The sequence below is a fragment of the Nocardiopsis sp. CA-288880 genome (assembly GCF_050955985.1).
Taxonomy (GTDB): domain Bacteria; phylum Actinomycetota; class Actinomycetes; order Streptosporangiales; family Streptosporangiaceae; genus Nocardiopsis; species Nocardiopsis tropica.
This window is the reverse complement of the sequence record NZ_CP192105.1, coordinates 4,803,578-4,827,231: the sequence shown is the minus strand read 5'-3', so window position 1 is coordinate 4,827,231 and position 23,654 is coordinate 4,803,578. Positions and strand designations below refer to the sequence as shown.

Below are 23,654 nucleotides of genomic sequence, written 5' to 3'. Positions count from 1 at the left end.
CAGGAGGACTGCTGTGACCCCGCGCAGTGACACCCCCGTCCGTCTCGGTCCTATCCGCCGAGGCCTTACCTACTCGGTCGGCCTCGTCCTCATGGCCGGACTGCTCAATACCCTTCCGGCGTCCGCCACGGCCTACAACCCGCGCCCGGAGGTGGAGGACCTGCCCTCCGTGGAGGGGCGGGACCTGGTCGCCGAGGCCTCGGCAGGAAGCAACGCGGTCGCCGAAGCGGACGTGACCGAGCCGGAGCAGGTCGACTGGCCCGAGGCCTCGGCCACCGAGGTGGACCTGGGCGGAGCACAGGCGAGGACGCTCGGGGCACAGGAGCAGTCACCGGTCACGGTCACGGCTGTGGCAGAGGAGGACCTCGCCGGCTGGGAGGTCCCCGAGCACTGGGGTGAATGGGCGCCCCCGATCCCCGAGTCCGACCCGCCCGAGGAGGAGACTCCCGCTTCGGAGGAGACGCCTTCGGCGGAGGAACCGCCGAGCGAGGACCCTCCGACACAGGAGCCCGATCCGGACACCGCCGCGGAAGAGGAACCGCAGGGCGCGCAGCCTTCCCCGTCCACAGGTCCGTCTCCCCAGCACAACGAGATGCGCAGAGACCCCGTCGCCGCGGACGAGCCCGAGGTAGATGCCTTCGCTTCCCCCGACCCTGTCGAGTCGGTCCAGGTCGAGGTCCTGGACCAGGCCGACGCCGAGACGGCCGGAGTGCACGGCCTGCTCGTCAACATCACCCGCACCGATGACTCGCCGACCATCGCGCCGGTCCGGATGGAGGTGGACTACTCCGAGTTCGCCGCCGCGTTCGGCGGTGATTACGCCTCCCGCCTGCGCGTCGTGGAACTCGACCCCTGTGTCCTGGACGACTCCTGTTCGGCGGATGACACGGTCGCCTTCGACGCACCCCAGCTCCTCGACAACAGCGTTGCGGACCAGAGCCTGTCCGCCGTCGTGAGTGCCGCCCCCGCTCAGGGGTCCCTGTTCGCCATCGCCTCCGCCCCTTCCGGGGGCAACGGCGACTACCGGGCCACCAAGCTCTCCCCCTCCTCCACCTGGAACGTCAACACCCAGTCGGGCGACTTCTCCTGGTCCTACGACCTGTCCGCCCCACCCGCGCCCAGCGCGCTCGTCCCCGCCATGGGCCTGAGCTACTCCTCCGGCGGGGTGGACGGACGCGTGGCCACCTCCAACAACCAGACCTCTTGGATCGGCGACGGGTTCTCCTACGCCCCCGGCTCCATCGAACGCCGCTACACCGCCTGCGCCGACTCCGGACACAGGACCGGTGACCTGTGCTGGAACACCGACAATGTCACCTTGTCCATGAGCGGACACTCCGGTGCGCTCATCAAACACGATGACGGTACTTACCGGCTCTCCAACGACGACGGCACCAAGGTCGAAAGGCTCACCGGCGCTGCCAACGGCGCGCACGAGGGCGAGCACTGGAAGGTCACCACCCCCGACGGCACCCAGTACTTCTTCGGCCGCAATCGCCTGCCCGGCTGGTCCAGCGGTGACCCCGAGACCGACTCCGCTCAGACCATGCCCATCTACGCGGCCGAGTCCGGACAGCCCTGCTACGACTCCACCTTCGCCGAGTCCTGGTGCCAGCAGGCCTACAAGTGGAACCTCGATCACGTCGTGGACGTGCACGGCAACGTCATGACGTTCTACTACGACGCCGAGACCAACCACTACGGCCGCAACCTCACCAACACCGCCACTCCCTACGTGCGCGCCGCCAATATCAAGCGCATCGAGTACGGGCTGCGCAGTGACGACGCCTATGCCACTGCCCCGGCTCGCGTGACCTTCTCCACCTCCGAACGCTGCCTGGTCACCGATTCCTTCGACTGCGCGGCCGAGGAGCGCACCTCCGACAACGCCGAGCACTGGCCTGACGTCCCCCTGGACCAGGACTGCAAGTCGGGCTCCTCCTGTGCGGGCAAGCACTCGCCCACCTTCTGGTCCACCACGAAGCTCGACGCCGTCACCACCCAGATCCACAACGGCGACGAGTACACCAAGGTCGATTCCTGGGCCCTGGAGCACTCCTTCCCCGAAGCAGGCGACGGCACCGGCCCGACCCTGTGGCTGGATTCCATCGAGCACACCGGCCACGTCGGCGGTACCGAGTCGCTGCCCAAGGTCACCTTCGGCGGCACCCAGATGCCCAACCGGGTGGACTCACCCACCGACGACATCGCGCCGATGCTGCGATGGCGCATCACCGAGGTCCGCACCGAGACCGGCGGACAGCTCGACATCACCTACTCCGCGCCCGAATGCGAACCGGGCAAGACACCGCAGCCGCACGACAACACCAAGCGCTGCTACCCGGTGAAGTGGACCCCTGAGGGCGGTGCGGAGCTGACCGACTGGTTCCACAAGTACGTCGTCACCGAGGTCAACGAACTCGACCTGGTCACCGACCAGCCGACTCTGACCACCAGCTACGACTACGTGGGAACACCGGCCTGGCGCTACACCGAGGCCGACGGCATGGTCGAGGACGAGTACCGCACCTGGGCGGACTGGCGCGGCTACGACCGCGTGATCGTTCGTACCGGTCACGCCGGCGAGGCCCGGACCGAGACCGAGTACCTGTACTTCCAGGGCATGGACGGCGACAAACAGTCGAGCGGTACCAGGGACGTCTCCGTCACCGACTCCCACGGCGTCGAGCACACCGACCACAAGGAGCTCAACGGCGCCCTCCTGGAGACCATCGTCCGCGATGGCGAGGGCGGTCAGGAGATCTCCCGGGAGATCACCACTCCTTGGCTGCGCAAGACCGCCGAGGTCACCCACGACTGGGGCAGCCAGACCGCGCACATGATCCGTACCGAACGGGTGGACAGCTTCGCCCGCCTCGCTGACGGCACCTGGCGCCACGCACGGGTGGACCACACCCTCAACGACGACGGCGTCATCACCCGCACGCGCGACCACGGCGACGTGGACGTTGCCGGTGACGAGAAGTGTGTCCACACCACCTACCTCAGCAACACCGACGCCTGGATCCTCAACCTCGTCTCACGTACCGAGACACTGGCCGTGGACTGCGGAGAGACCCCGGAACGCCCCGAGGACGTCGTCACCGATGAACTCGTCCTCTACGACGGCGGCGGCCACGGTGAGGAACCGACCCGAGGTCTGCCCACCCGCACGGAGAAGCTCGACTCCTACTCAGGCGGCGAGCCCGTCTACCAGACGGTGCAGGAAGCCGAGTTCGACTCCTTCGGCAACACCGTCGCCGAGACGAACGCCAACGGCGGGGTGACCACCACCGACTACACCCAGACCGCCGTGGGGCTACCGGAGTCGGTGACCGAGACCAACCCGGCGGGACACACCACAACCACGGTCGTGGACCCGGCGCGCGGGATGCCCGTGGCCGAGACCGACGCCAACGGCCGCACCATGCACATGGCCTACGACCCGCTCGGCCGTCTCACGAGCGTGTGGCTGCCGGACCGGAACCCCGACACAGACACCCCGACCGCGAAGTTCGAGTACCACATCCGCCAGGACGCGCCCACCTCCATCGTCACGCACACTCTGCGCACCTCGACCGAGTACGCCACCGGCTACGAGATCTTCGACGCCTTCCTGCGCCTGCGCCAGACCCAGACCCCCAGTCCGGCAGAGGAAGGGGGACGGCTGATCACCGACACCTTCCACGACACCCGGGGCCAGGTGGTGAAAGAACGCGAGGCCTACTACAACACCGAGGAGCCCAGCGGCACCCTGTTCGTGGCCGCTGACGACGCCGACATCCCCCGCCAGACCGAAACCCTCTACGACGGGGCAGGACGCGTCACCGACCTCCTGCATGTGGGGTTCGGCGAGGAGCGCTGGCGTACCAGTACCGAGCACCACGGGGACCGCACCCTGCTCACTCCGCCCGACGGAGGCGTGGCCGCTACCTCCATCACCGACGCCCAGGGGCGCCTGACCGAGGTACGCACCCATCACAGCCCCACCCCTGAGGGCGACTACGACGCCATCACCTACACGTACGCCAAGAACGACGAACTGGCCACGGTCACCGACCCCGAGGGCAACACCTGGACCTACACCTACGACCTGCGCGGTCGCCTGGTCCAGACCGAGGATCCCATCGCGGGCACCAACACGATGACCTACAACCGGCTCGACCAGCTGGTGACCACCACCGACGCCCGCGGCCAGACACTCGCCCACTCCTACGACGCCCTCGGCCGCCAGGTAGGCCTGCACGACGACTCACCGGAGGGGCCGCTGCGCGCCAAGTGGGTCTACGACACTCTGGCGGAGGGGCACCTCACCTCCTCCACCCGGTACGTGGACGGCAACGCCTACACGTCTCGGGTGGTGAACTACGACCAGTTCTACCGGCCCCTGGCCACCGAGGTCCTGATTCCCTCCAGCGAGCCCGGGCTCGCTGGACGGTACCGCTTCACCACTGCCTACAACCCCGACGGCACCGTGCAGTCACAGCGGATGCCCGCCGTCGGAGGCCTGGGCACCGAGTCGGTGGCCTACACGTACAACGACCTCGGCATGCCCACCCACATGTCCGGGTTCACCGACTACGTCGCCGCCACCGTCTACAGCAACACCGGTGAGCTGCGCCAGCGCACGATGGACATCGGCGACTCGAGCACCCACGCCACCTACCTGACCCGGCACTACGACCAGGCCACCGGGCGCATGGCCCAGACCACCCTGGTTCCCGAACGCGGTGTCACCGGTTCCCTGGTGCACCAGTACTACACCTACGACGACGCGGGCAACGTCCTCAATCTGCGCGACGAACCCACCGCCGAGCACCTCCAGTCGGATGTGCAGTGCTTCACCTACGACCACATGCGCCGCATGACCGGCGTGTGGACCCCTGACGCCACCGGTGACGAAGCCTGCGCGGCCGAGCCCTCGGCCGACGCCTTGGGCGGAGCCGCACCCTACTGGCACGCCTACACCTACGACACCCTGGGCAACCGCACCACCGAGGTCCAGCACGGCCCCGCCGGGGACATCACCCGTACCTACACCCACGGCGACACGACCGGACTGCGCCCGCAGGCGCTGACCCAGGTCGAGCAGACCAGCCCGGGCGGCGACCGACTGGAGACCTACGCCTACGACGAGGCCGGGAACATGACCGGCCGCACCACCGCCGCCCGCGACCAGGACCTGGAGTGGGACGCCGAGGGCAATCTGGACCGCGTCACCGAGGAGGACGGCTCCCAGACCTCCTACGTCTACGACGCCGACGGCCAGCGCCTGATCCGCCACGCCCCGGACGCCTCCACCCTGTACCTGCCCGGCATGGAGCTGCGCCTGGACCGGCAGAGCCTGATCAAGGAGGCCACCCGGTTCTACTCCTTCGCCGGCGAGACCGTGGCCGTGCGCAACAACGACGGCACCCTGTCATGGATCCACTCCGACCACCACGGGACCGGACAGGTCGCGATCGACGCCCGCACCGGGGAGACGACCCACCGGCACACCACCGTGTTCGGCACCGAACGGGGCAGCGCGGGCGCGTGGCCCGCAGAGCGCGGGTTCGTTGACGGCACGATCGACGCCTCCACCGGGCTGACCCAGCTGGGGGCGCGCGCCTACGACTCGGGCCTGGGCCGGTTCATCTCGGTGGACCCGCTCATGGACGTGACCGACCACCAGCAGATGCACGGTTACACCTACGCCAACAACAACCCGGTCACCTTCACCGACCCCGACGGGTTGATGCTGATCGGTGGGCACAAGGGGAGTGCTCGCCCGTCGCGGGTCTCTCCAGGCGCTCAGCTGGCGCAGGACAAGTGGTTGTGGCACCAGCAGTACAACCACCAGAACAATCCCACTGCTCTCAGGGACGCGACAGAACGTTATCGCCGGCAGACCAGCGGGCACTACAGGAGCGGTTCCGGCGGTGGCGGAACGACGTACCAGGCGCAGCGGGGGCCGTCACAGGCCTATCTGGACGCCCAGCGGGAGAAGGAGGAGGCCAGGCAGAAGCTGATCGCCGCCGCGGCGGGGCTGGCGCAGCTGGTCGCGGACGAGCTGGGGATCACGGCCGGCCTGGAGTGCTTCACCACGGGTGATCTGGGGGCGTGCGGTGAGACGGCGCTGAACGTCGCGTCGATGTTCGTGGGTGGCCTGGCGGGCAAGATCGCCGTCAAGTACGGGCTCAGATGGGGCAAGGCCGCAGAACTGGGGCGTAGGATCGCCGAGCTCGGCGGTGAGCTGATCGACGGGGTCAACGGCCTGATCAGGGCCAACCGCAAGGTCGACAACCTCTGCGCACCCGGTAACAGCTTCGTGCCCGGTACACGGGTGGTGATGGCCGACGGGTCGACCAGACCCATCGAAGAGGTCGATGTCGGCGAGAAGGTGTTGGCGACCGATCCGGAGACCGGTGAGCAGACCGCGCGGACGGTGCTGGCCACGATCGTCGGGTCGGGTGCCAAGCACCTGGTGCAGATCACGGTGGACCCGACCACCGAGCGCGAAGCGGCTGATGAGGACACCGGTTCCGAAACTGAAGGCCAGCAGGCCGAGCATTCGGGCATCCCTGGCCCGGTAACGGCGGGGGACGTGGTCATCGCGACCGACGAGCACCCGTTCTGGGTGCCCGACCTGGAGCAGTGGGTCGACGCGGTCGACCTGGCCCCGGGCACGTGGTTGCAGACCTCGTCCGGCACCTGGGTACAGGTCTCCGCAGTCCAGGCATGGACCCAGCCTGCGACGGTACATAACCTGACCGTCCAGGGCGTCCACACGTTCCACGTGGGTGCGGGATCGCTAGGCATCCTGAACCATAACGCCATGGCTTGTCAGGATGGGCCAGATGGATGGCCCATTCCTACCATGGATAACTGTAAGGAATGTGCGGTAAAAATTCGGGATAAAATCGGTGGTGAAGTATATGAGGTGAGAGACTCTATGGGCGCTCCCTCTCTTGGGCCATCGGTGCGAGATCCTCACGGTAAATGGACAGAACACTTCGTTGTCGTGAAAGATGATAGGGCTTATGATGGGTTCACGGGATCTCGGGGAATGGAGGTTGGGGCCTACCGCCAGCAATGGGATTACGGAGAGTATATCGAAATGGTTGAGCGTCCGGATTTGAGATAAGCGATGGAAATTCGTAGGCTCTGCTTCCACTTGAGGGAGCGCCGAAGAATGTATTTAATGGATGATCGATTTGTCACGGCAGTTGCCTTCGTGGAGGGGTTCAACCTTGCTTTCGGTGGCCAAATGCTGGATGGATTTCAAGCCTGGGTATGTGAGCGCTTGGCCACTGGTCGAATTAGTCGCCATTGGTCCTATGTTCTTATTGAAAAAGAGGTTCCATCTGGGCTCGAAGAAGGTTTTTCGATAGATCAAATTCCTCCTGGGGTGGAAGTTCATTTAATTGAAGTGATGATTGATTTGCTTGAAGAATTCTCCAGGGGTGGTTATAGTAAATTTTAATATTTCCATGCTTGCCCAAACGAAGAAATGTTACTTTTTGTGTGATATTTCAGCGTGGCCAGTGCAATTTGGAGACGTATTTACCAGGTTTGTCGCATGCCTGCCTGAATGCTCGGCAGGAGAGAGCGACAATCAGGAGCTGATCGCCGTTGCGGCCGAATTGGGGTTAATTTCGGTGAGCGGACCGCGCGGACGGTGTTGGCCACGATCGTCGGGTCGGGTGCCAAGCACCTGGTGCAGATCACGGTGGACCCGACTACCGAGAGCGATGCGGTCGGTGAGAGCACCGGTTCCGACAACGCAGGTGAGCAGTCCGAGCAGTCGGGTGTCTCTGGCCCGGTAACGGCGGGGGACGTGGTCATCGCGACCGATGAGTACCCGTTCTGGGTGCCCGACCTGGGGCAGTGGGTCGACGCGGTCGACCTGGCCCCGGGGACGTGGCTGCAGACCTCCTCCGGCACCTGGGTCCAGGTCTCCGCGGTCCAGGCCTGGACCCAGCCTGCGACGGTCCATAACCTGACCGTCCGAGGTGTCCACACCTACCATGTGGCCATAGGGAACTCGTCTCCTCTGGTTCACAATGACGATCCGTGTGGAGTCACTTCACTATGGAACCTAGAACGAAATCATTCGATTCAAGGAAATGCTTCATCGCGAAACGTGTGTAAGCTAGCCGACAGAATGAAAAATGACGGATGGCAGGTCGATCCAATTGCTGTGGTGGGGCATGGAGAAAGACTTCTCGTTATTGATGGTCGCCATTGAATTTCTGCGGCAAAGCGTTCTGGAATCGACGTGCTATATGTTCGAGTGGAACTTCCGAACAGGGGATATCAAGACCTCAATGATGGCTTGCAGTTCTGGCATGGTGTTGGCTCTGACAGGATTCGCTGATGAGTGAATATTTGCCGTTGGATGCAGTCCGGTCTTTTGTTTCCTCTTTGCGCGTGCTTCGAGGTCTAGTAATTGATCGAGTCGGCGGCGCTGGCTGTGTTCGAGATATTGTTTACATGGCGCAGAAGGGGGAGATTCCCCGCGAAGCGGTCCTTGCTGATGGTGTGTCTTACACGGTCCATGGGATTGGCTGCCTGATTAGGGGTCCTGAGGGGCGAGAAGTCGATGTGGATATTGATGATGGCGGGCATGAAGTGTTCAATTCGTGGCGGATTTCCATCTACCTAGAGAGTCTTGGTGGAGATGACAAATTTTCCCGTAGGGACCTTGTTCTTGCTTGTCGGAGGCTCGTTGAAATGGGAGAGTTGGAAAGCTCGGGGGCAGAATTCTTCGGGATCTCGAAAATTTAATATTACCCATTTTGATTCTCTTTCTGGTAATCATTGAGAAGTATGAGAGTTCGTGCTTTCCGCTCGCGCAGATGCGGGGGCAGGTGCCATCCACAGCTGTCCGGTGAATGTCCTGCGCATCTCGGGGTCCAGGTGATGCTTCCTTTTCTCATGGTTGATGTGGAGGTGCTCTAGTTGTCGGTCAGTGTGCTGGTGTGTGAATACGGCGGCGCCGTCATGTCTCGCTGTGTTCGTCAGAATATTAATGAATTCTTGCGAAGGCTAGATTCGCGCAAAGAGTACCCCATGTTGGGTTATGTGGATCTTTATGGCGATACCATATTTAACTCCCGTCAGGTTGGAGTGGTCCTGGAAGAGCTTCGTTCTGCGTCTCGATCCTTCGAGGATGGTGAAATGACTCCTATGATTCAGGAGCTGATTGAATTGGCTGAGTTGGTGCCTTTGCGGCCGCATAGAAAGCTTATTTTCTCTGGGGATTGAAAACTTTTGTCCGAGCGTTCAGGTCTGAGTTCCTGATCTTGTTGGTTCTCTGTTATTTGATTGGACTGGAGACTTCTTGGTAAATTGTGTCTCCATGTATTGTTGAGGGTGAGGTCGGCTTGGGTGAACGCTGCGATCCTGCTCAAACTCAAGGTGACATTCTTCCGTGCCCGCCAACGCTGATTTAGCTGAAAAGCAGCTCGGTCCCCAGATCAGTCCGCCGAGCGAATTTACCGCTGACCTAACCACACCTGGGCAATGTGCCGTTGGAGAAGCTGACCCCAGCTCGGATGCAGAAGGTCTTCGAGCAAATCTCGCAGGGTGTGGCGTCTAAGTGAACAAGAAGGTCCTGGGTGAGGATCGGCAGGAATTTTAGAATTAGCGGAATTAATTGGAAAAATGCCATTGAAATTGACTGTGAATGATGGAAAATAAATGGGGCTTCTTTCCTGAAAGAAAGACTGGCGATCCGATTCCTGGGAATGTGAAGTCCTTGCCGAGGGAGAAGCTTATGGAGTTGTGTCGTAAAATGTGGCCCGGCCTGAAGCCGCCTAGGCGCCGAGTTGGTTTCGTTGAGGGGATGCCAAGTGATGCCACTGCTTTCTTGTTCGCAAGGTTCAAAAAAAGGGGAGACGGGAGATATCGCACGGCCTGCCTTGTTTCCTGGGGGGTAGACTTCAGGTGGTTCACGTTGGATGTTGGGCACGAAGACTTCTTTCTGTTGGAGGATGCTGAGATCCTGGCTCTGCGGAGCGTTGTAAGTTCTTTGTTGGGGTATGTGGAATCGGGTCTGACTCCTGATGTCGCGCTCGAAGTCGGCAAATTTATCAAGGACGAAAAATCTGGTTTTCGTGAAGCGGCGGTGGCTTGCCGTGTAATTTTTGTTCAGGCCCCCGAGCGCTGATTTTTGTTTGTGATGTAGTTGATCTTTTTGTGGTCCGACATGGCTTGAGTGAATGATAATGCATTCTGGAATTTAGTGAGAGTGTTCTCTTGGTGGGGGTTTGGTGCAGTACCGGATTTCCTTCTTAAGGCTCAGATTGATGCTTCGCGAGAGTGGCTGTCGATCATTGAAATTCGTTCCGGGGGAGATTCTGGAGGGAGTATTCGGAGACGTTCGGGAGGCTTTCGATGTCGCAGTTGCGGAGAGTTCGATGTTCTTGGATACTTACAGGTTCAGGTATGCTTCCTACCCTGATGTTGCGGAGGCCAGGTTCGGGTGGAATGAGTTCTTCGAAGTCCTGCGTCGGGATTCGGAAAATGGCCTTTTCGCCGTGAGGTCGTCTTCATGGAGGGCGATCCTGCTGACAGATTCCCGGGTGCAGAAGATCGAAGCTGCGATCGTCGGTCCGCCCGAAGACTTCACGTGGCCGGAGGGGGCTGCGGATTCTTAGCTGTGGGCTGGTGTGAGAGCCGACCAGCTCATGGTCGACGTCGTTTCTCTGAACGTCTTCCGGTGTCCCGGGTCGGAGAGGGTCTGGTGCACGCGTTCATCGGGTGGAGTCGCCGAGGGCGACCGTAGGCGGCCTGTGGACGGTCTTCGAGTGAACGTGAAGTCGGTCGAGTTCGAAGCTGGCCTGCGGGACTGGTCGGGGTTCAGGACGATGACGGGTGACGCGTCCTTCGTTCCGGTGTGCTTCATGGAGTTGGTCTCCCAGGGCTCCGAGGACGACGCCATGGACCACTACCGGGATCTCGAGAACTCGGTCTTCGTCCAGGGTCAGCTCTTCGAGGCGGCGGAGCCGACCATGGTCCTCGCGATGGCTGCTCTCGCTTCTGATCCTCCGCCCCATGTGAGGACCGTGGTCCTCGAGCTGATATTCCAGATCGCCAACGGTGTGGCCCATGGTGATGTCATCGGTCGAGGAGACCTCGGCCTTGTGCAGAGGCGCAGGGATAGCGCCAGAAGGGGGATCCTGGTTCTGCACAGAGGATCCCTCAGGAAGACGGGTGAGCAGGCTCTGGATGTCGTGGACCTGATCGAAGGCGACCGTTCGAGGCCGGCCGGCTTCAGAGACGTTGCCGCCCGGTCCTGGCGCAGCTGAGAACGGGGTTCCCCGAGTCGGGGCGCGGAAGCAGCGAAGCCCTCATCACCCGTACAGACCGGGAGGGGTGAAGCGGGGGCGGAAGAAGCGGCGGCCGTCGACCACCGCCCCGGCCTCGATCTCCCGCAGAGTCCACGGGTGGGCGGAGTGGTCGTCGACCGCCACACCGCCGTGCGCGAGGAGCAGTGCGACGGCCCGGTGGACCTCCGCGATGCCGTCCACGCGCCCGGAGACGTCGATCTGCACCGCCCAGGCGGGGCGGCGCCCGACGACCGCTTCGAGGACCGCCACGTCGTCGGGGTCCCAGTCGGAGAACAGGTGGCCCATCTCCTCGTCGTCGATGTCGATGTAGAGGGCGCCGTCCAGGATCCACGGCTCGCGCTGCCCGGGCACGCTCCGGTCCAGGAGGGCGGCGGTCACGGACCGCTCGCCCGGGGGGAAGACGAACACGCTGCGCACGCGGGGAGTGTAGCCGGTGCGGTTCCGCCGCGCCCGTGGACGCTTCCGGGCGTACCCCGCCGCCGACGGGGCGTACAGCACGGTCCGACCGTTCAGCCGTCGCCGTCCCCGGCCGCAGTCCCGGCGCCACCGTGGCCGGGGGAGTGGATGTGCAGCTCGCCTATCCGTCCGGCCTGGACAACGATGCCCGCTCCGTCGCCGTGGAACTCGTTCCGGCTGATGAGGGGCTCCGCGGCGGGAGGCCCCGTCCCGGCCGGGCCGCGCCGGGGATCCGCCCGCTCCAGTCCGGGCCACCTCTGCGCGGCCTTGTGGGTCAGAATCCTCACGAGGAGGTCAGCGGTCCCCGCGGCGACCTTGCAGGCGAACAGGCCCGCGGCGATGACCAGGAGGAACTGGAGGAGCGTGGCGGGGCCGAGGTGGAGGGCGAGTTTCCGGGCAGGCTCCGCCAGCTGTGACGGCTCCGGAAAGACGAAGCCAGAACGCTCAGGGCCAGTGCCTCGATCTTCGCTCGCGCCTTCCCGTTCGCCCGAAGGGTGACCATACCGACGCTACCGGAGGCGGACTGCGGCGCGCGAGGGCGGGACGTGTCCGGACCCGGCCACGGAGCCCGCCGGGAGCGCCGAACCGCGCGGACCGGCCACCACGCGGCGGCCGGGCCGACCGGGGTCCCGGCCGGCCCGACCACGGGCGTGTCAGAGTCCGACCATCGCCATCCCCCGGGCGTTGTACCGGTCCCCCCGGACGCCCACCCGTGCGGCGAGTGCGTCCAGGTCGGCGACCTCGTCGGCGGAGAGCGCGATCCGGGTGGCCCCGGAGTTCTCCGCCACCCGGCCCCGGCGGCGCGTGCCGGGGATCGGCACGATCCACGGATGCTGGGCGAGCAGCCAGGCGAGCGAGACCTGGCCCGCCGTGGCCCCCTTCGCCTCGGCGAGGGCGCGGACGTGCCCCACCAGCGCCCCGTTGGCGTCGATGTTGCCGGCGTCGAACCGGGGGATGGTGGAGCGGATGTCGCCCTCGGCGAACTCGGTCGAGGAACCCACGGTCCCCGTCAGGAAGCCCTTGCCGAGCGGGCTGAACGGGACGAACCCGATGCCGAGTTCGCCGCAGGCCGGCAGCACCTCCGGCTCGGGGTCGCGGGTCCACAGCGAGTACTCGCTCTGCACCGCCGTGACGGGATGGACCGCGTGGGCCCGCCGGATCGTCCCGGCGCCCGCCTCGGACAGTCCGAAGTGGCGGACCTTGCCGGCCGCGACGAGTTCGCCGACCGTCCCAGCGACGTCCTCGATCGGCACGTCGGGGTCGACCCGGTGCTGGTAGAAGAGGTCGATCACGTCGGTGCCCAGCCGTCGCAGCGACGCGTCCGCGACGCGTCTGATCTGCTCGGGCCGGGAGTCGGTCCCGACCATCCTGCCGTCCTGGATGTCCCAGCCGAACTTGGTGGCGATCACGACCCGGTCGCGCAGGGGCGCCAGGGCCTCGCCGACGAGTTCCTCGTTGGCGTAGGGCCCGTAGACCTCGGCGGTGTCGAAGAAGGTGACACCCTCCTCCTCCACGGCGTGGCGGATCACGCCGACCATCTCGTCGCGGTCCCCCGGGTTGGGCCCGTAGCTCTGGGACATGCCCATGCAGCCGAGGCCGACGGCGGAGACCTCCAGGCCCTGTCCGAGCGTGCGCGTGTGCATGACGGCCTCCTCAGGCCTCGGGGATCTCGATGCCGAAGTTCTCGCGGGTGATGTCGGCGGCCTCGGGGCCGCCGCGGATGCCGGTGTCCAGCGCGTCGACGGCGGCGAGCTGCTCGCCGGTGAGCTCGAAGTCGAACACGTCGAAGTTCTCCGCGATCCGGGACGGCGTCACCGACTTGGGGATGACCTGGCGGCCCTGCTGGAGGTGCCAGCGCAGCATCACCTGTGCGGGTGTCTTGCCGTGCGCGTCCGCGATCTTCCCGATCACCGGGTCCTCCAGGGTGGAGCCCTTCGACCCGTCGCGGTAGAACGTGATGCCTCCGATCGGCGACCAGGCCTGGTTGAGGATGCCGCGCTCGCGGTCGTACTCCAGCAGCTCCGACTGCCGGAAGTAGGGGTGGACCTCGATCTGGTTGACCGCGGGCACGGTCCCGGCCCCGGAGAGCAGCCGGTCGAGGTGGTCGGGCATGAAGTTGGAGACGCCGATCGCGCGCACCCTGCCGTCGGCGTGGAGCTTCTCCAGGGCCTTGTAGGCCTGGACGGTCAGCTCGAACTCGCCGGGCAGCGCCTGGTGCAGGATCAGCAGGTCCAGCTGCTCGACGCCGAGCTTGCCGGCGGACTTGTCGAAGGCGTGCAGGGTCTCGTCGTAGCCGTAGTCGGTGATCCAGACCTTGGTCTCGAGGAAGACCTCGTCGCGCGCCAGACCGGAGCGGCGCACCGCCTCGCCCACCTCGCGCTCGTTCCCGTAGGCCGCGGCGGTGTCGATGTGCCGGTAGCCCGTGGACAGGGCGGTCTCCACGGCCGTGATCGTCTGCTCCGGCGGGGTCTGGTAGACGCCGAAACCGAGGACCGGCATGTCCACGCCGTTGTTGAGAGTGACGCTCGGAATGCTCATGTACGCCACGCTAGATCAGGGGTGGCCTGCGGAGGAGTACCTGGTGATACGGGTACCCGCAGTGCCCCCCACGCACCGGATCCGGCGGCCGGACCGGCGCGTCCCCGGCCGGGCGCGCCCCCGTCCCGCGGCCGTCCCGGGTAACGGCAGTACCTCCCACGCCGCGGGCGGTGCGCCTACCGTGGGGGCATGGCAACGATGGACCTGCGCAGTGAGATCCGCGAATTCCTGAGTTCGCGGCGGGCGCGCATCACCCCGCAGCAGGCGGGCCTTCCGGCGTACGGGGGCAACCGCCGGGTCAAGGGGCTGCGCCGCGAGGAGGTCGCGATGCTCGCCGGGGTCTCGGTGGACTACTACGTGCGCATGGAGCGCGGCAGCCTGGCCGGCGCCTCCGAGGGCGTGCTCGAGGCCCTGGCCTCGGCGCTGCAGCTGGACGAGGCCGAACGCGAACACCTCTTCTCCCTCGCGCGGGAGTCGGGCGCGCGGAGCGGGCGCCGCGGGCGCAGCGCCCCCGCGACCGTCCGACCGGCGCTGCGACAGGTCCTCGACGCGATCACCGACGCCCCGGCCTGGATCCGCAACGGCCGCCACGACGTGCTGGCCATGAACCGGCTCGCCCGGGCACTCTACGCCCCCGTGCTCGCGGACCCGCGGCGTCCGGCGAACACCGCCCGGTTCGTCTACCTCCAGCCGGAGGCGGCCCGGGAGTTCTTCGTCGACTACGACCAGGTCGTCCGCGACGCGGCCGCGATGCTGCGTCTGGAGGCGGGCCGCAACCCGCACGACAAGTCGCTCATCGCCCTGGTCGGCGAACTCTCGACCCGCAGCGAGCTGTTCCGGCAGAGATGGGCGTCCCAGGACGTGCGCTTCCACCGCTCCGGCCGCAAACGGCTCTTCCACCCGGCCGTCGGCCTGCTCGAACTCGACTTCGAGGCGATGGAACTCCCCTCCGAGCCGGGCCTGCAGCTGAACGTCTACACCGCGCCGGCCGACTCACCGGCGGCCGACGGGCTCAAGCTGCTGGCCTCCTGGGCGGCCGACCAGGAGCGGCTCTCCACCGAGGAGCCCCCGGCCACCCGCTGACCCGTCCCCCTGCGCAGCCCGGGCCCCGCCCCGGACCCCCTCCGTCCCCGGGCCGTCCGGAGCGCCGGGCGGGCGCGCGGCGCACCCCCTCAGTGGAACACCCGGTCCGACCCGGCGGGGGAGGCCAGCCGGACGGCGGACTCCAGCATCAGCGCGTGCACGAACGCCTGGGGGAGGTTCCCCCGCATCTGGCGCTGGCCGATGTCGTACTCCTCGGCGAACAGCCCGGGCGGTCCGCAGGCGGCGCGGTTGCGCTCGAACCAGCGCAGTGCCTCGCCGTGGTTGCCCTGCTGGTGCTCGGCCAGGGCCGTCACGAACCCGCACAGGAGGAAGGCCCCCTCGGCCTCCTCCAACGGGCGCCCGTCGTGCCGGAAGCGGTACGCGTAGTGGTCGTGGGTGAGTTCGCGGACGAAGGCCCGCAGGGTGTTCACCGTCCGCGGGTCCCCGGCCGGAAGGGCGCCGCGGAGCGGGGGCAGGAGCAGGGAGGCGTCCAGCCCCGGGTCCTCGGGGCTGCGCTGCCACCGGCCGCCGGGGTGCAGGCTGGTGGCGGCGGTCTCGGCGACCATGGCGTCGGCCAGGCGTGTCCACTCGTTCACGCGGCCCGCGGTGGGGGCCGCGCCGGCCAGGGCCCGGAGCCCGGCCGCGCAGGTGAGCCTGCTGTGGGTCCACGCCCGGTCGCCGATCTCCCAGATGCCGGCGTCCGGCCTCCTCCTGTACCGGGCGACGGCGCCGACCGCGGCGTCCGCTGCGCGCCACCCCTCCGGTTCCAGCCGACCGTGCCGGTGGGCGGTGGCCAGCAGGATCAGCGCCTCGCCGAAGGCGTCGAGCTGGAACTGCCGGTTCACCCAGTTGCCGACACGGTCGAAACCGCCCGGGTACCCCTCCAGGCCGAGCGTCTCCTGGTCGGGTATCCGCTCCCCGGCGACGGTGTAGGCCGGGGCCATGTGCGGGCCGTCCTCGAGCAGCCGCGCCGAGACGAAGTCCACCGCGCAGTCCAGGAGGGGGAAGCTCCCCGTCGCGGCCGCGGCCAGGCCCGCGTAGCACTGGTCCCGGATCCAGACGTACCGGTAGTCGTAGTTGCGCCCGGTCCTGGCGCGCTCGGGGAGGCTGGTGGTGGCCGCGGCCACCATCCCCCCTGTGCTGCTGGTCAGCCCCCGCAGGACCGCGTAGGCGTGTCGGGAGTCCCGCGGGGCGAGGCCGTGGTCCAGGGCGGGGACCGTCCTGGACCACTCGGCCGTCGTCGCCTCCCACGCGCGGGAGGCGTCAACCACGGCGCCGAGGGGGCCGTCGGCGATCTCCAGCACCAGGTCGTGGTGTTCGCCGGCCGCGAGGGAGACCTCGGCCGCGAGGCCCGCGGGCTCCCCGCCGCGTGGCACGGGGTGCGCGCGGGGCGCCCCGCTCCACCGCAGGCGCAGGTCGCCGGACCGCGCCGTCCACACGCCCTCCTCCAGGTGGAACGAGGGCGCGCCGCTCCGGCCGAAGTCCGCCGCGGGCTCGAGCCGCAGGTCGAGGCGGGCGTCCCCCTGCACGGCCGTGATGCGCCGCAGCAGCACGGCCCGGTGCGGGTCGCCCGGGAACGCCAGCGCCTCACGGCACTCGGTGATGCCCTCCGAGGTGGTCCAGCGGCTGCGCCAGACCAGTGTGCCGGGCTCGTAGTGGCCGCCGCCGACGAAGCGCCCCCGCGGGGCGACCGTGTAGTGGCCGGGCCCTCCGACGAGGTCGCCGAAGACGGCGCCGGAGTCCCAGCGCGGGGCGCACATCCAGACGATTTCTCCGTGCAGGCCGATGAGGGCCCCGCGCTCGCCGTCCGCGAGCAGCGCGTAGTCCCGCAGGGTCTGCGGCGCGGGCCTTCCGTGTGCGTCCCCCATGGTCCTCCTCGTCCCGGGCGCCGCGTCCGGCACGGCGGCCTCCCGCACCCGGTCCGGCCCCCGGCGTTCAGCCGCGCTTGTGGTGGCGCCCCCGGCCGGGGAGGAAGTCCTGGATCTTGGCCTTGACCCCCTGCCTGACGATGCCGGCGCTCTCGCTGTCGCCCTGGAGGACCGCCGAGGCCGCGGCCTCGATCTGCTCGAGGGTGGCGTGCGGCGGGATCGGGGGGACGTCGGGGTCGGTGCGGAAGTCGATGACGAAGGGCCGGTCCGCGCCCAGCGCCCTGTGCCAGGCGCCCTGGACGTCCTCCGGCCTCTCCACGCGCACCCCGTCGAGGCCGATCAGGCGCGCGAAGTCGGCGTAGGGCACGTCGGGCAGGGACTGCGAGGGCAGGAACTGCGGCGCCCCGGACATGGCGCGCATCTCCCACGTGACCTGGTTGAGGTCGTGGTTGTTGAGGACGGCCACGACCAGCCTGGGGTCCTTCCACTCCTGCCGGTACTTGGCCGCGGTGACGAGCTCGGCCATGCCGTTCATCTGCATGGCCCCGTCGCCCACGAGCGCCACGGCGGGCCGGTCCGGGTGGGCGAACTTGGCGCCGATGGCGTAGGGGACCCCCGGCCCCATGGTCGCGAGCGTGCCCGACAGGGACCCCCGCATGGTTCCGCGCATCCGGAGGTGGCGCGCGTACCAGTTCGCCGCCGAACCCGAGTCAGCCGTCAGGATCACGTCGTCCGGCAGGAGCGCGTCCAGGGCGTGCACGACGTACTCGGGGTTGATGGGATCGGCCTCCACGGCGGCCCGGCGCTGCATGACCTCCCACCAGCGCGCCGTGTCCTTCTCGACCTTCCTGCGCCAGGCCTTGCGCTTCCTGTCGCGTTTGAGCTGGGGGAGCAGGGCGGCGAGGGTCTCCTTGGCGTCCCCGACGAGGTTGACCTCGAACGGGTAGCGCAGGCCGATCATGTGCGGGTCGATGTCGATCTGCACCGCGCGCGCCTGGTCGAAATCCGGGAGGAACTGCGAGTAGGGGAAGCTGGACCCCACCACCAGCAGGGTGTCGCAGTCCCGCATGAGCTCGTAGGAGGCCCGTGTGCCCAGGAGGCCGATCGAGCCCGTCACGTACGGCAGGTCGTCGGGCAGGACGTCCTTGCCCAGCAGGGCCTTGGCCACCCCGGCGTCCAAGCGCTCCGCGAGCGCGACGACCTCGGCCCGCGCGCCCGCGGCCCCCTGGCCGACCAGGACGGCGATCCGTTCCCCCGCGTTGAGCACCTGCGCGGCCCGGGAGAGGTCCGCGGGCCTCGGGACGGGGACGGGGGAGGACAGGCCGAGGCTGGACGGGACCATCTTGAACTCGTGGGTCGGCGGCGAGTAGTCCATTTCCTGCACGTCGGCGGGGATGATGACGGCGGTCACCGTCCTCCTCGCGTACGCGGTGCGCATCGCCCTGTCGATGACGTTGGGCAGCTGCTCGGGCACGGTCACCATCGCGCAGTAGTCCGAGGCCACGTCCTTGTAGAGGCTCAGGAGGTCGACCTCCTGCTGGTAGGAGCCGCCCATGGCGCTCCTGTTGGTCTGCCCCACGATCGCCACCACGGGGACGTGGTCGAGCTTGGCGTCGTAGAGGCCGTTGAGCAGGTGGACGGCGCCGGGCCCCGAGGTCGCCGCGCAGACGCCGACCCTGCCGGAGAACTTCGCGTAGCCGACCGCCTCGAAGGCGGCCATCTCCTCGTGCCGGGCCTGGACGAACTTCGGATTGTCCTCCGCGCGCCCCCAGGCGGCGAGCAGGCCGTTGATGCCGTCGCCGGCGTAGGAGAAGACGTGCTCGACGCCCCATTCGCGCAACCGCTGCAGGACGTGGTCCGAGACCTTGACCGCCATGGGTTCCCTCGTCTTCCTCGTGGTGGGACAGGTGCCGCGACCGTGCGGACCGGTGGCGCGCGGGCGCCGGTCAGGCCCACCGCCGTGCGCGGTACCGGGCGCCGGCCGCCCCGCTGGGCACGGCGGCCGGGAGGGGCTCCTCCAGTTCCCCGGTGGCGGGCCCGCCCCGGAGCCGCGTCCCGTCGGGGGCGATCGGGGTGTCGGTGTCCTGCCCTCCCGGGCCGGTTCCCCCGGCCCGGGAGAGAACGGGGGTGCCGAACCGGGGGCCTGCGGAGACGGCCGCCGCCGATGCCCCGGCGTCGCGGCGCACCATGACCCCTACGGGGACCCGGCGGCGGTCGGAGGCGTCCGGGGAGCAGGCGGCCGGACCGACCGCGTCGCACCGCGCCTTCCCGTCGACCCGTCGGCGCAGTTTCTTTCGCGGGGCCGCGACGTCCACGGGAGTGCCCTCGTCCGTGGCCGGACCTGAGACTGCGCTTTTCGGCATGGGGGCAGCGTTCCCGCAGGCGGTGTCGGCCACGCCGGGAATTCGGGACGGGCGGCAAAAAATGGCCCGGGCGGCGGCAAAGAAGGCAATGGGAGTGTATTCGGGAAGAAATCCATGGGCCTGGGAAAGGGAAACGCTGTGCGCATTCCCCCTTTCCGTTCCCGATCGGGAGGCGGGCGTCCGGCCGTTCCGTCGGGAGTCCTCCCCGCGACGGCCTCCGCCACCCCGCGGCGCGCGGTCGCTCCGGACCGGTGCAGCCACCGCGGCGCCCAGGCCGGCAGGGCGGTCCGCACCGGGCGGGCCCCGCGGTGACCTCGGAGCCGCTCAGGCCGCCCCTGGGCTCTGTGGCGGCGGCCGGCGTCCCGCGGAGCCACTCCGGCGGGGCCTCCGGGCGCAGGCCGCCGGACCGGGCCGCGCGGCGAGCACACCCGGGCGGGCGGGCTCGCCGAACGGCTCCAGACGGGGCGCGCGGCGCGTCAGAGCAGCCCCTTCAGATAGGCGCCGGTCCGGCTGTCCGGGGCCGCGGCGATCCTCGACGGGTCCCCCTGGGCGACGATCCGGCCGCCCTCGGAGCCGCCGCCCGGGCCCAGGTCGATGACGTGGTCGGCGGTGGCCACGACCCGCATGTCGTGCTCGGCCGCCACGACGGTGGCTCCTGCCCCGACCAGGTCGTGCAGGCGGCCCATCAGCACGTCGGTGTCGTACGGGTGGAGTCCGGTGGTGGGCTCGTCGAGCAGGTAGACGGAGTCGGCGACCCGGCGGCGCTGGAGCTCGGTGGCCAGTTTGATCCGCTGGGCCTCGCCGCCGGAGAGCTCGGTGGCCGGCTGGCCCAGGCGCAGGTAGCCCAGCCCGACCCCGGCCAGGGTCTGCAGCGACCGCCGCACCGACGGCTCCCCGGTGAAGAAGTCCTCCGCCTCCTCGACCGACATGGCCAGCACGTCCGCCACCGTGCGCCCCCGGTACCGCACCCGGAGGGTGTCATCGTTGTAGCGGGACCCGCCGCAGGCCGGGCACGGGGCGTAGGCGGTGGGCAGGAACAGCAGCTCCACCGACACGAACCCCTCCCCCTCACAGGTCGGGCAGCGCCCGCCCACGACGTTGAAGGAGAACCGGCCCGGCCCGTAGCCCAGGGCCCGCGCCTCCTCGGTGGCGGCGAAGAGCTTGCGCACCGTGTCGAAGAGCCCGGTGTAGGTGGCCAGGTTGGAGCGCGGTGTCCGCCCGATCGGCTGCTGGCTGACCCACACCACCCGCCCGTGCCCGGCGGCGTGGTCCGCGACCGCCGCCAGCAGGGTGGACTTGCCCGAACCGGAGACCCCGGTGACGGCGGTGAACACCCCCAGGGGGACGTCGGCGTCCAGCCCCTTGAGGTTGTTGCGGGTGACCCCGCGCAGTTCCAGGTGTCCGCGGGGCGTGTGGGGGCGCCTCTCCGGCAGGGCGTCGTGGAACAGGTAGCGGCGGGTCACCGACTCCGGGACGTCGCGCAGCCCCGCCACCGGACCGCTGTAGAGGACCCTCCCGCCGCGCTCGCCCGCCTCGGGGCCCACGTCCACGATCCAGTCGGCCCCGCGCACGATGTCCAGGTCGTGCTCGACGAAGCACACGGTGTTGCCCCCGTCCCGCAGGCGCCGCAGGATCCCCGACAGTGCCTCGCAGTCGGCCGGGTGCAGGCCCGCCGAGGGCTCGTCCAGGACGTAGACCACGCCGAACAGGCCCGTGCCCAGCTGGGTGGCCAGTCGGATCCGCTGGAACTCGCCGGTGGACAGGGTCGGGGCCGGGCGGTCCACGCTGAGGTAGCCCAGGCCCAGTTCCTCCAGCACCTCGACCCGGCCGGTGATCTCCCCGGCCAGCGCCCCGGCGGCGCCGGCGTCCTCCCGCCAGGGGCGCAGCAGGGCGGCCAGCTCGGTCAGGGGCAGCCCGGCCACCTCGGTGATGGTGCGGCCCGCGAAGGTGACCCGCAGCGCCTCCCGGCGCAGCCGCCTCCCGCCGCACTCGGGGCAGGTCCGGTCGACCATGAACTCCGCCGCCCTGCGGCGCCGCGCCTCGCTGGCGGAGGAGGCGTACGCCTTGAGCACCAGCCGCCGGGCGCTGCTGTACCGGCCCTGGTAGCTGCGGTGCACGCGGCCCGCCTCCCGGACCGGGTGGACGGTCACCACCGGCTGCTCCTCGGTGAACAGGATCCACTCGCGCTCCTCCCGGGGCAGCTCCCGCCAGGGCCGGTGGATGTCGTACCCGAGGGTGTCGAGGATGTCGCGCAGGTTCTTGCCCTGCCAGGCCCCCGGCCAGGAGGCGACGGCGCCGTCGGCGATGCTCAGCGAGGGGTCGGGCACCAGCGACTCCTCGGTGACCTCGTGCTCGACCCCCTCCCCGTGGCAGACGGGGCAGGCCCCGGCCACGGTGTTGGGCGAGAAGGAGTCCGAGTCCAGGCGGTCCGCGCCGGGCGGGTAGGTCCCGGCGCGGGAGAACAGCATGCGCAGCGTGTTGGAGACCGTGGTGAGGGTGCCCACGGTGGACCGGACCGAGGGCGCGGTGCGCGGCTGGGCCAGGGCCACGGCCGGGGGCATGCCGGTGATGTCGTCCACCTCCGGGGCCGGGAGCTGTTGGAGCAGGCGCCGCGCGTACGGCGCCACGGACTCCAGGTACCGGTGCTGGGACTCGGCGTACAGCGTCCCGAAGGCCAGCGAGGACTTGCCCGACCCCGAGACGCCGGTGAAGGCCACCAGCGCGTCGCGGGGCAGCTCCGCGTCCACGTTCCTCAGGTTGTGGATGCGGGCTCCGCGCACCCGGATGCGGTCGTCGTGGTTTTCCATGGGACCAGGCTTACCCGGTCGCGGTCCCCGCCGGATCCATGGACCGTCCGGGTACGGCAAACACCCCGGGCCCCGCACGCCCCGGGCCGGCCCGGGAGGGGCGCCCGCGCCCCCCGGACACGGGTTCCGGGAGACCCGGCCACGTTCTGCCCAACTCCGGGCGCCCCGGACGCCGTCGGCGGGCTCGGGCCCGGCAGCCCCGCCCGCAGCCCCCCGCACCGAGGCGGTCCCGGGGCCGGCCGCCTCCCCGCCGTACGGCCGTCCGACGCGGCGCCGCACGCCCCCGGTCGGCCCCGTGTCAGCGGTCGGCGGTCCCGCTGTGCGCGCTGCGCGTGCGCCCGGCGGGACCGGTGTCGGCCCCGCGTGGGCGGCCCCTCCTTTCGTGGCCTGGTCCCGACCGCCCACCGAGGGAGACACACCATGTGGACCGGACCGCTGCACACCGCCGAGCGCGAGTTCCTGCGTTCGGACCTGGACCCGCGAGAACTCGCCGCCCTGCTCGAACCGTTCACCGACCCGCGCCCCGAGACGCTGCTGGAGGTGCGCGGGGCCCTGCTCTCGGGAACGGTCGCGCGCCAGGTGCGCGACGCCGTCTGGCGGCGGGTGATCACCGACGCGCGCCTGTCGGAGGAGTGGATGGTCGCCGCCGTCGGCCTGGCCGTGCCCGGATTGAAGGCGTGCGCGCGGCGGCTGTGCGAGGGCCTGGACGCCCGTGCGGCCGAGGACGTCCAGGGAGAGGTCCTGGCGGGTTTCATCGCCGCCGTCCACGAGATCGACACCGGCTGGTACCGGCTGCCGTGGATGCTGCGCTGCCGCGCCCAGCGGGCCGGCCTGCGGGCGCGCCGCGACGCCCTCGCCCACCCGGTGGCGGGGGAGGGGCCCGAGCGGGGCGCCCTCGCGCCCCGGCCGCCCGGGAGCCCCGACCTGGTGCTCCGGGACGCCGTCCGCCAGGGCGTGCTCAGCGAGTCGGAGGCGTGCGTCATCGGCCTCACCCGGCTGGAGGGCGTCCCGCTGACCCGGGTGGCGAGAGAACGGGGGACCGCGTACTGGAAGCTCGCCAAGCGGCGCTCCCGCGCCGAGAAGCGCCTGGCGGACGCGGTCCGCTCCGGCCGGGTCGCCGCCCGCTCGCCGGTCCCGGCGCCGGCCTGAGGGTCCGGACCGGGTAAAGGAATGCCTTGACCCGGTCCAATCCCGCCCCTGCAC

18 protein-coding genes are annotated in these 23,654 nt (G+C 68.8%); 10 read left to right on the top strand and 8 right to left on the bottom strand.

The annotated features are described in order from the left end of the window. Positions 1-13: 13 nt before the first annotated feature. The 8 genes from ACQPYD_RS21055 to ACQPYD_RS21020 all read left to right on the top strand — a co-directional run bounded on the left by ACQPYD_RS21055 (position 14) and on the right by ACQPYD_RS21020 (position 11,294). A complete protein-coding gene (locus ACQPYD_RS21055) occupies positions 14-7,126 on the top strand; it encodes an RHS repeat-associated core domain-containing protein (protein ID WP_433697315.1) in 7,113 nt (2,370 codons plus the stop codon). A gap of 57 nt (positions 7,127-7,183) precedes the next feature. Then, on the top strand, positions 7,184-7,465 hold the full coding sequence (locus tag ACQPYD_RS21050) for a hypothetical protein (protein ID WP_433697314.1): 282 nt from the start codon (positions 7,184-7,186) through the stop codon (positions 7,463-7,465). A 198-nt stretch (positions 7,466-7,663) separates the two neighbouring features. Continuing rightward, the gene (locus tag ACQPYD_RS21045; RefSeq protein WP_433697313.1) at positions 7,664-8,230 is read left to right on the top strand and encodes a polymorphic toxin-type HINT domain-containing protein; all 567 of its coding nucleotides are present in this window, start codon (positions 7,664-7,666) and stop codon (positions 8,228-8,230) included. A gap of 128 nt (positions 8,231-8,358) precedes the next feature. Next, positions 8,359-8,769: a DUF6896 domain-containing protein gene (locus ACQPYD_RS21040; protein ID WP_433697312.1), complete on the top strand. Its 411-nt coding sequence runs from the start codon at positions 8,359-8,361 to the stop codon at positions 8,767-8,769. 174 nt (positions 8,770-8,943) lie between these two features. After that, positions 8,944-9,249 (top strand): hypothetical protein, encoded by a 306-nt coding sequence (locus ACQPYD_RS21035; protein WP_433697311.1) that lies wholly within the window; start codon positions 8,944-8,946, stop codon positions 9,247-9,249. 421 nt (positions 9,250-9,670) lie between these two features. Continuing rightward, positions 9,671-10,153, top strand: coding sequence for a hypothetical protein (locus ACQPYD_RS21030; protein ID WP_433697310.1), 483 nt, complete (start codon positions 9,671-9,673; stop codon positions 10,151-10,153). A gap of 103 nt (positions 10,154-10,256) precedes the next feature. Further along, a complete protein-coding gene (locus ACQPYD_RS21025) occupies positions 10,257-10,643 on the top strand; it encodes a hypothetical protein (protein ID WP_433697309.1) in 387 nt (128 codons plus the stop codon). Positions 10,644-10,655: 12 nt separating this feature from the next. Beyond that, complete coding sequence (locus tag ACQPYD_RS21020; protein ID WP_433697308.1) at positions 10,656-11,294, top strand: hypothetical protein; 639 nt, start codon at positions 10,656-10,658, stop codon at positions 11,292-11,294. A gap of 45 nt (positions 11,295-11,339) precedes the next feature. Here the strand turns inward: ACQPYD_RS21020 and ACQPYD_RS21015 are convergent, their stop codons facing one another. The 4 genes from ACQPYD_RS21015 to ACQPYD_RS21000 all read right to left on the bottom strand — a co-directional run bounded on the left by ACQPYD_RS21015 (position 11,340) and on the right by ACQPYD_RS21000 (position 14,330). Beyond that, complete coding sequence (locus ACQPYD_RS21015; protein ID WP_433697307.1) at positions 11,340-11,753, bottom strand: hypothetical protein; 414 nt, start codon at positions 11,751-11,753, stop codon at positions 11,340-11,342. Between the two features lie 92 nt (positions 11,754-11,845). Then, entirely contained in the window at positions 11,846-12,079 is a 234-nt protein-coding gene (locus tag ACQPYD_RS21010) for a hypothetical protein (protein ID WP_433697306.1), read from the bottom strand. Positions 12,080-12,445: 366 nt separating this feature from the next. Continuing rightward, positions 12,446-13,435 carry an aldo/keto reductase gene (locus ACQPYD_RS21005; RefSeq protein ID WP_352986669.1) on the bottom strand — a complete coding sequence of 330 codons (990 nt, stop codon included), beginning with the start codon at positions 13,433-13,435 and terminating at the stop codon, positions 12,446-12,448. Positions 13,436-13,445: 10 nt separating this feature from the next. Then, positions 13,446-14,330, bottom strand: a complete 885-nt coding sequence (locus ACQPYD_RS21000) for an aldo/keto reductase (RefSeq protein ID WP_433697305.1) — start codon at positions 14,328-14,330, stop codon at positions 13,446-13,448. Between the two features lie 198 nt (positions 14,331-14,528). On the opposite strand from ACQPYD_RS21000, the gene ACQPYD_RS20995 reads away from it, so the two are divergent. Continuing rightward, the gene (locus ACQPYD_RS20995) at positions 14,529-15,413 is read left to right on the top strand and encodes a helix-turn-helix transcriptional regulator (RefSeq protein WP_433702094.1); all 885 of its coding nucleotides are present in this window, start codon (positions 14,529-14,531) and stop codon (positions 15,411-15,413) included. An 89-nt stretch (positions 15,414-15,502) separates the two neighbouring features. On the opposite strand, the gene ACQPYD_RS20990 is transcribed toward ACQPYD_RS20995, so the two are convergent. The 4 genes from ACQPYD_RS20990 to ACQPYD_RS20975 form a co-directional block, all read right to left on the bottom strand. Continuing rightward, positions 15,503-17,281 (bottom strand): glycoside hydrolase family 15 protein, encoded by a 1,779-nt coding sequence (locus ACQPYD_RS20990; RefSeq protein WP_433697304.1) that lies wholly within the window; start codon positions 17,279-17,281, stop codon positions 15,503-15,505. Between the two features lie 67 nt (positions 17,282-17,348). Continuing rightward, positions 17,349-19,157: a thiamine pyrophosphate-requiring protein gene (locus ACQPYD_RS20985; RefSeq protein WP_433697303.1), complete on the bottom strand. Its 1,809-nt coding sequence runs from the start codon at positions 19,155-19,157 to the stop codon at positions 17,349-17,351. Between the two features lie 70 nt (positions 19,158-19,227). Next, positions 19,228-19,644 (bottom strand): hypothetical protein, encoded by a 417-nt coding sequence (locus ACQPYD_RS20980; RefSeq protein ID WP_433697302.1) that lies wholly within the window; start codon positions 19,642-19,644, stop codon positions 19,228-19,230. 476 nt (positions 19,645-20,120) lie between these two features. Next, positions 20,121-22,451 carry an ATP-binding cassette domain-containing protein gene (locus ACQPYD_RS20975; protein WP_433697301.1) on the bottom strand — a complete coding sequence of 777 codons (2,331 nt, stop codon included), beginning with the start codon at positions 22,449-22,451 and terminating at the stop codon, positions 20,121-20,123. A 420-nt stretch (positions 22,452-22,871) separates the two neighbouring features. On the opposite strand from ACQPYD_RS20975, the gene ACQPYD_RS20970 reads away from it, so the two are divergent. Continuing rightward, a complete protein-coding gene (locus tag ACQPYD_RS20970; protein WP_433697300.1) occupies positions 22,872-23,600 on the top strand; it encodes a hypothetical protein in 729 nt (242 codons plus the stop codon). Positions 23,601-23,654 lie beyond the last annotated feature (54 nt).

Coding starts and splice junctions, on each gene's coding strand:
- ACQPYD_RS21050 (WP_433697314.1), top strand. CDS start 7,184: ATGGATGATCGATTTGTCACGGCAGTTGCCTTCGTGGAGGGGTTCAAC.
- ACQPYD_RS21040 (WP_433697312.1), top strand. CDS start 8,359: ATGAGTGAATATTTGCCGTTGGATGCAGTCCGGTCTTTTGTTTCCTCT.
- ACQPYD_RS21030 (WP_433697310.1), top strand. CDS start 9,671: ATGATGGAAAATAAATGGGGCTTCTTTCCTGAAAGAAAGACTGGCGAT.
- ACQPYD_RS21005 (WP_352986669.1), bottom strand. CDS start 13,435: ATGCACACGCGCACGCTCGGACAGGGCCTGGAGGTCTCCGCCGTCGGC.
- ACQPYD_RS21000 (WP_433697305.1), bottom strand. CDS start 14,330: ATGAGCATTCCGAGCGTCACTCTCAACAACGGCGTGGACATGCCGGTC.
- ACQPYD_RS20995 (WP_433702094.1), top strand. CDS start 14,529: ATGGACCTGCGCAGTGAGATCCGCGAATTCCTGAGTTCGCGGCGGGCG.
- ACQPYD_RS20990 (WP_433697304.1), bottom strand. CDS start 17,281: ATGGGGGACGCACACGGAAGGCCCGCGCCGCAGACCCTGCGGGACTAC.
- ACQPYD_RS20985 (WP_433697303.1), bottom strand. CDS start 19,157: ATGGCGGTCAAGGTCTCGGACCACGTCCTGCAGCGGTTGCGCGAATGG.
- ACQPYD_RS20980 (WP_433697302.1), bottom strand. CDS start 19,644: ATGCCGAAAAGCGCAGTCTCAGGTCCGGCCACGGACGAGGGCACTCCC.
- ACQPYD_RS20975 (WP_433697301.1), bottom strand. CDS start 22,451: ATGGAAAACCACGACGACCGCATCCGGGTGCGCGGAGCCCGCATCCAC.
- ACQPYD_RS20970 (WP_433697300.1), top strand. CDS start 22,872: ATGTGGACCGGACCGCTGCACACCGCCGAGCGCGAGTTCCTGCGTTCG.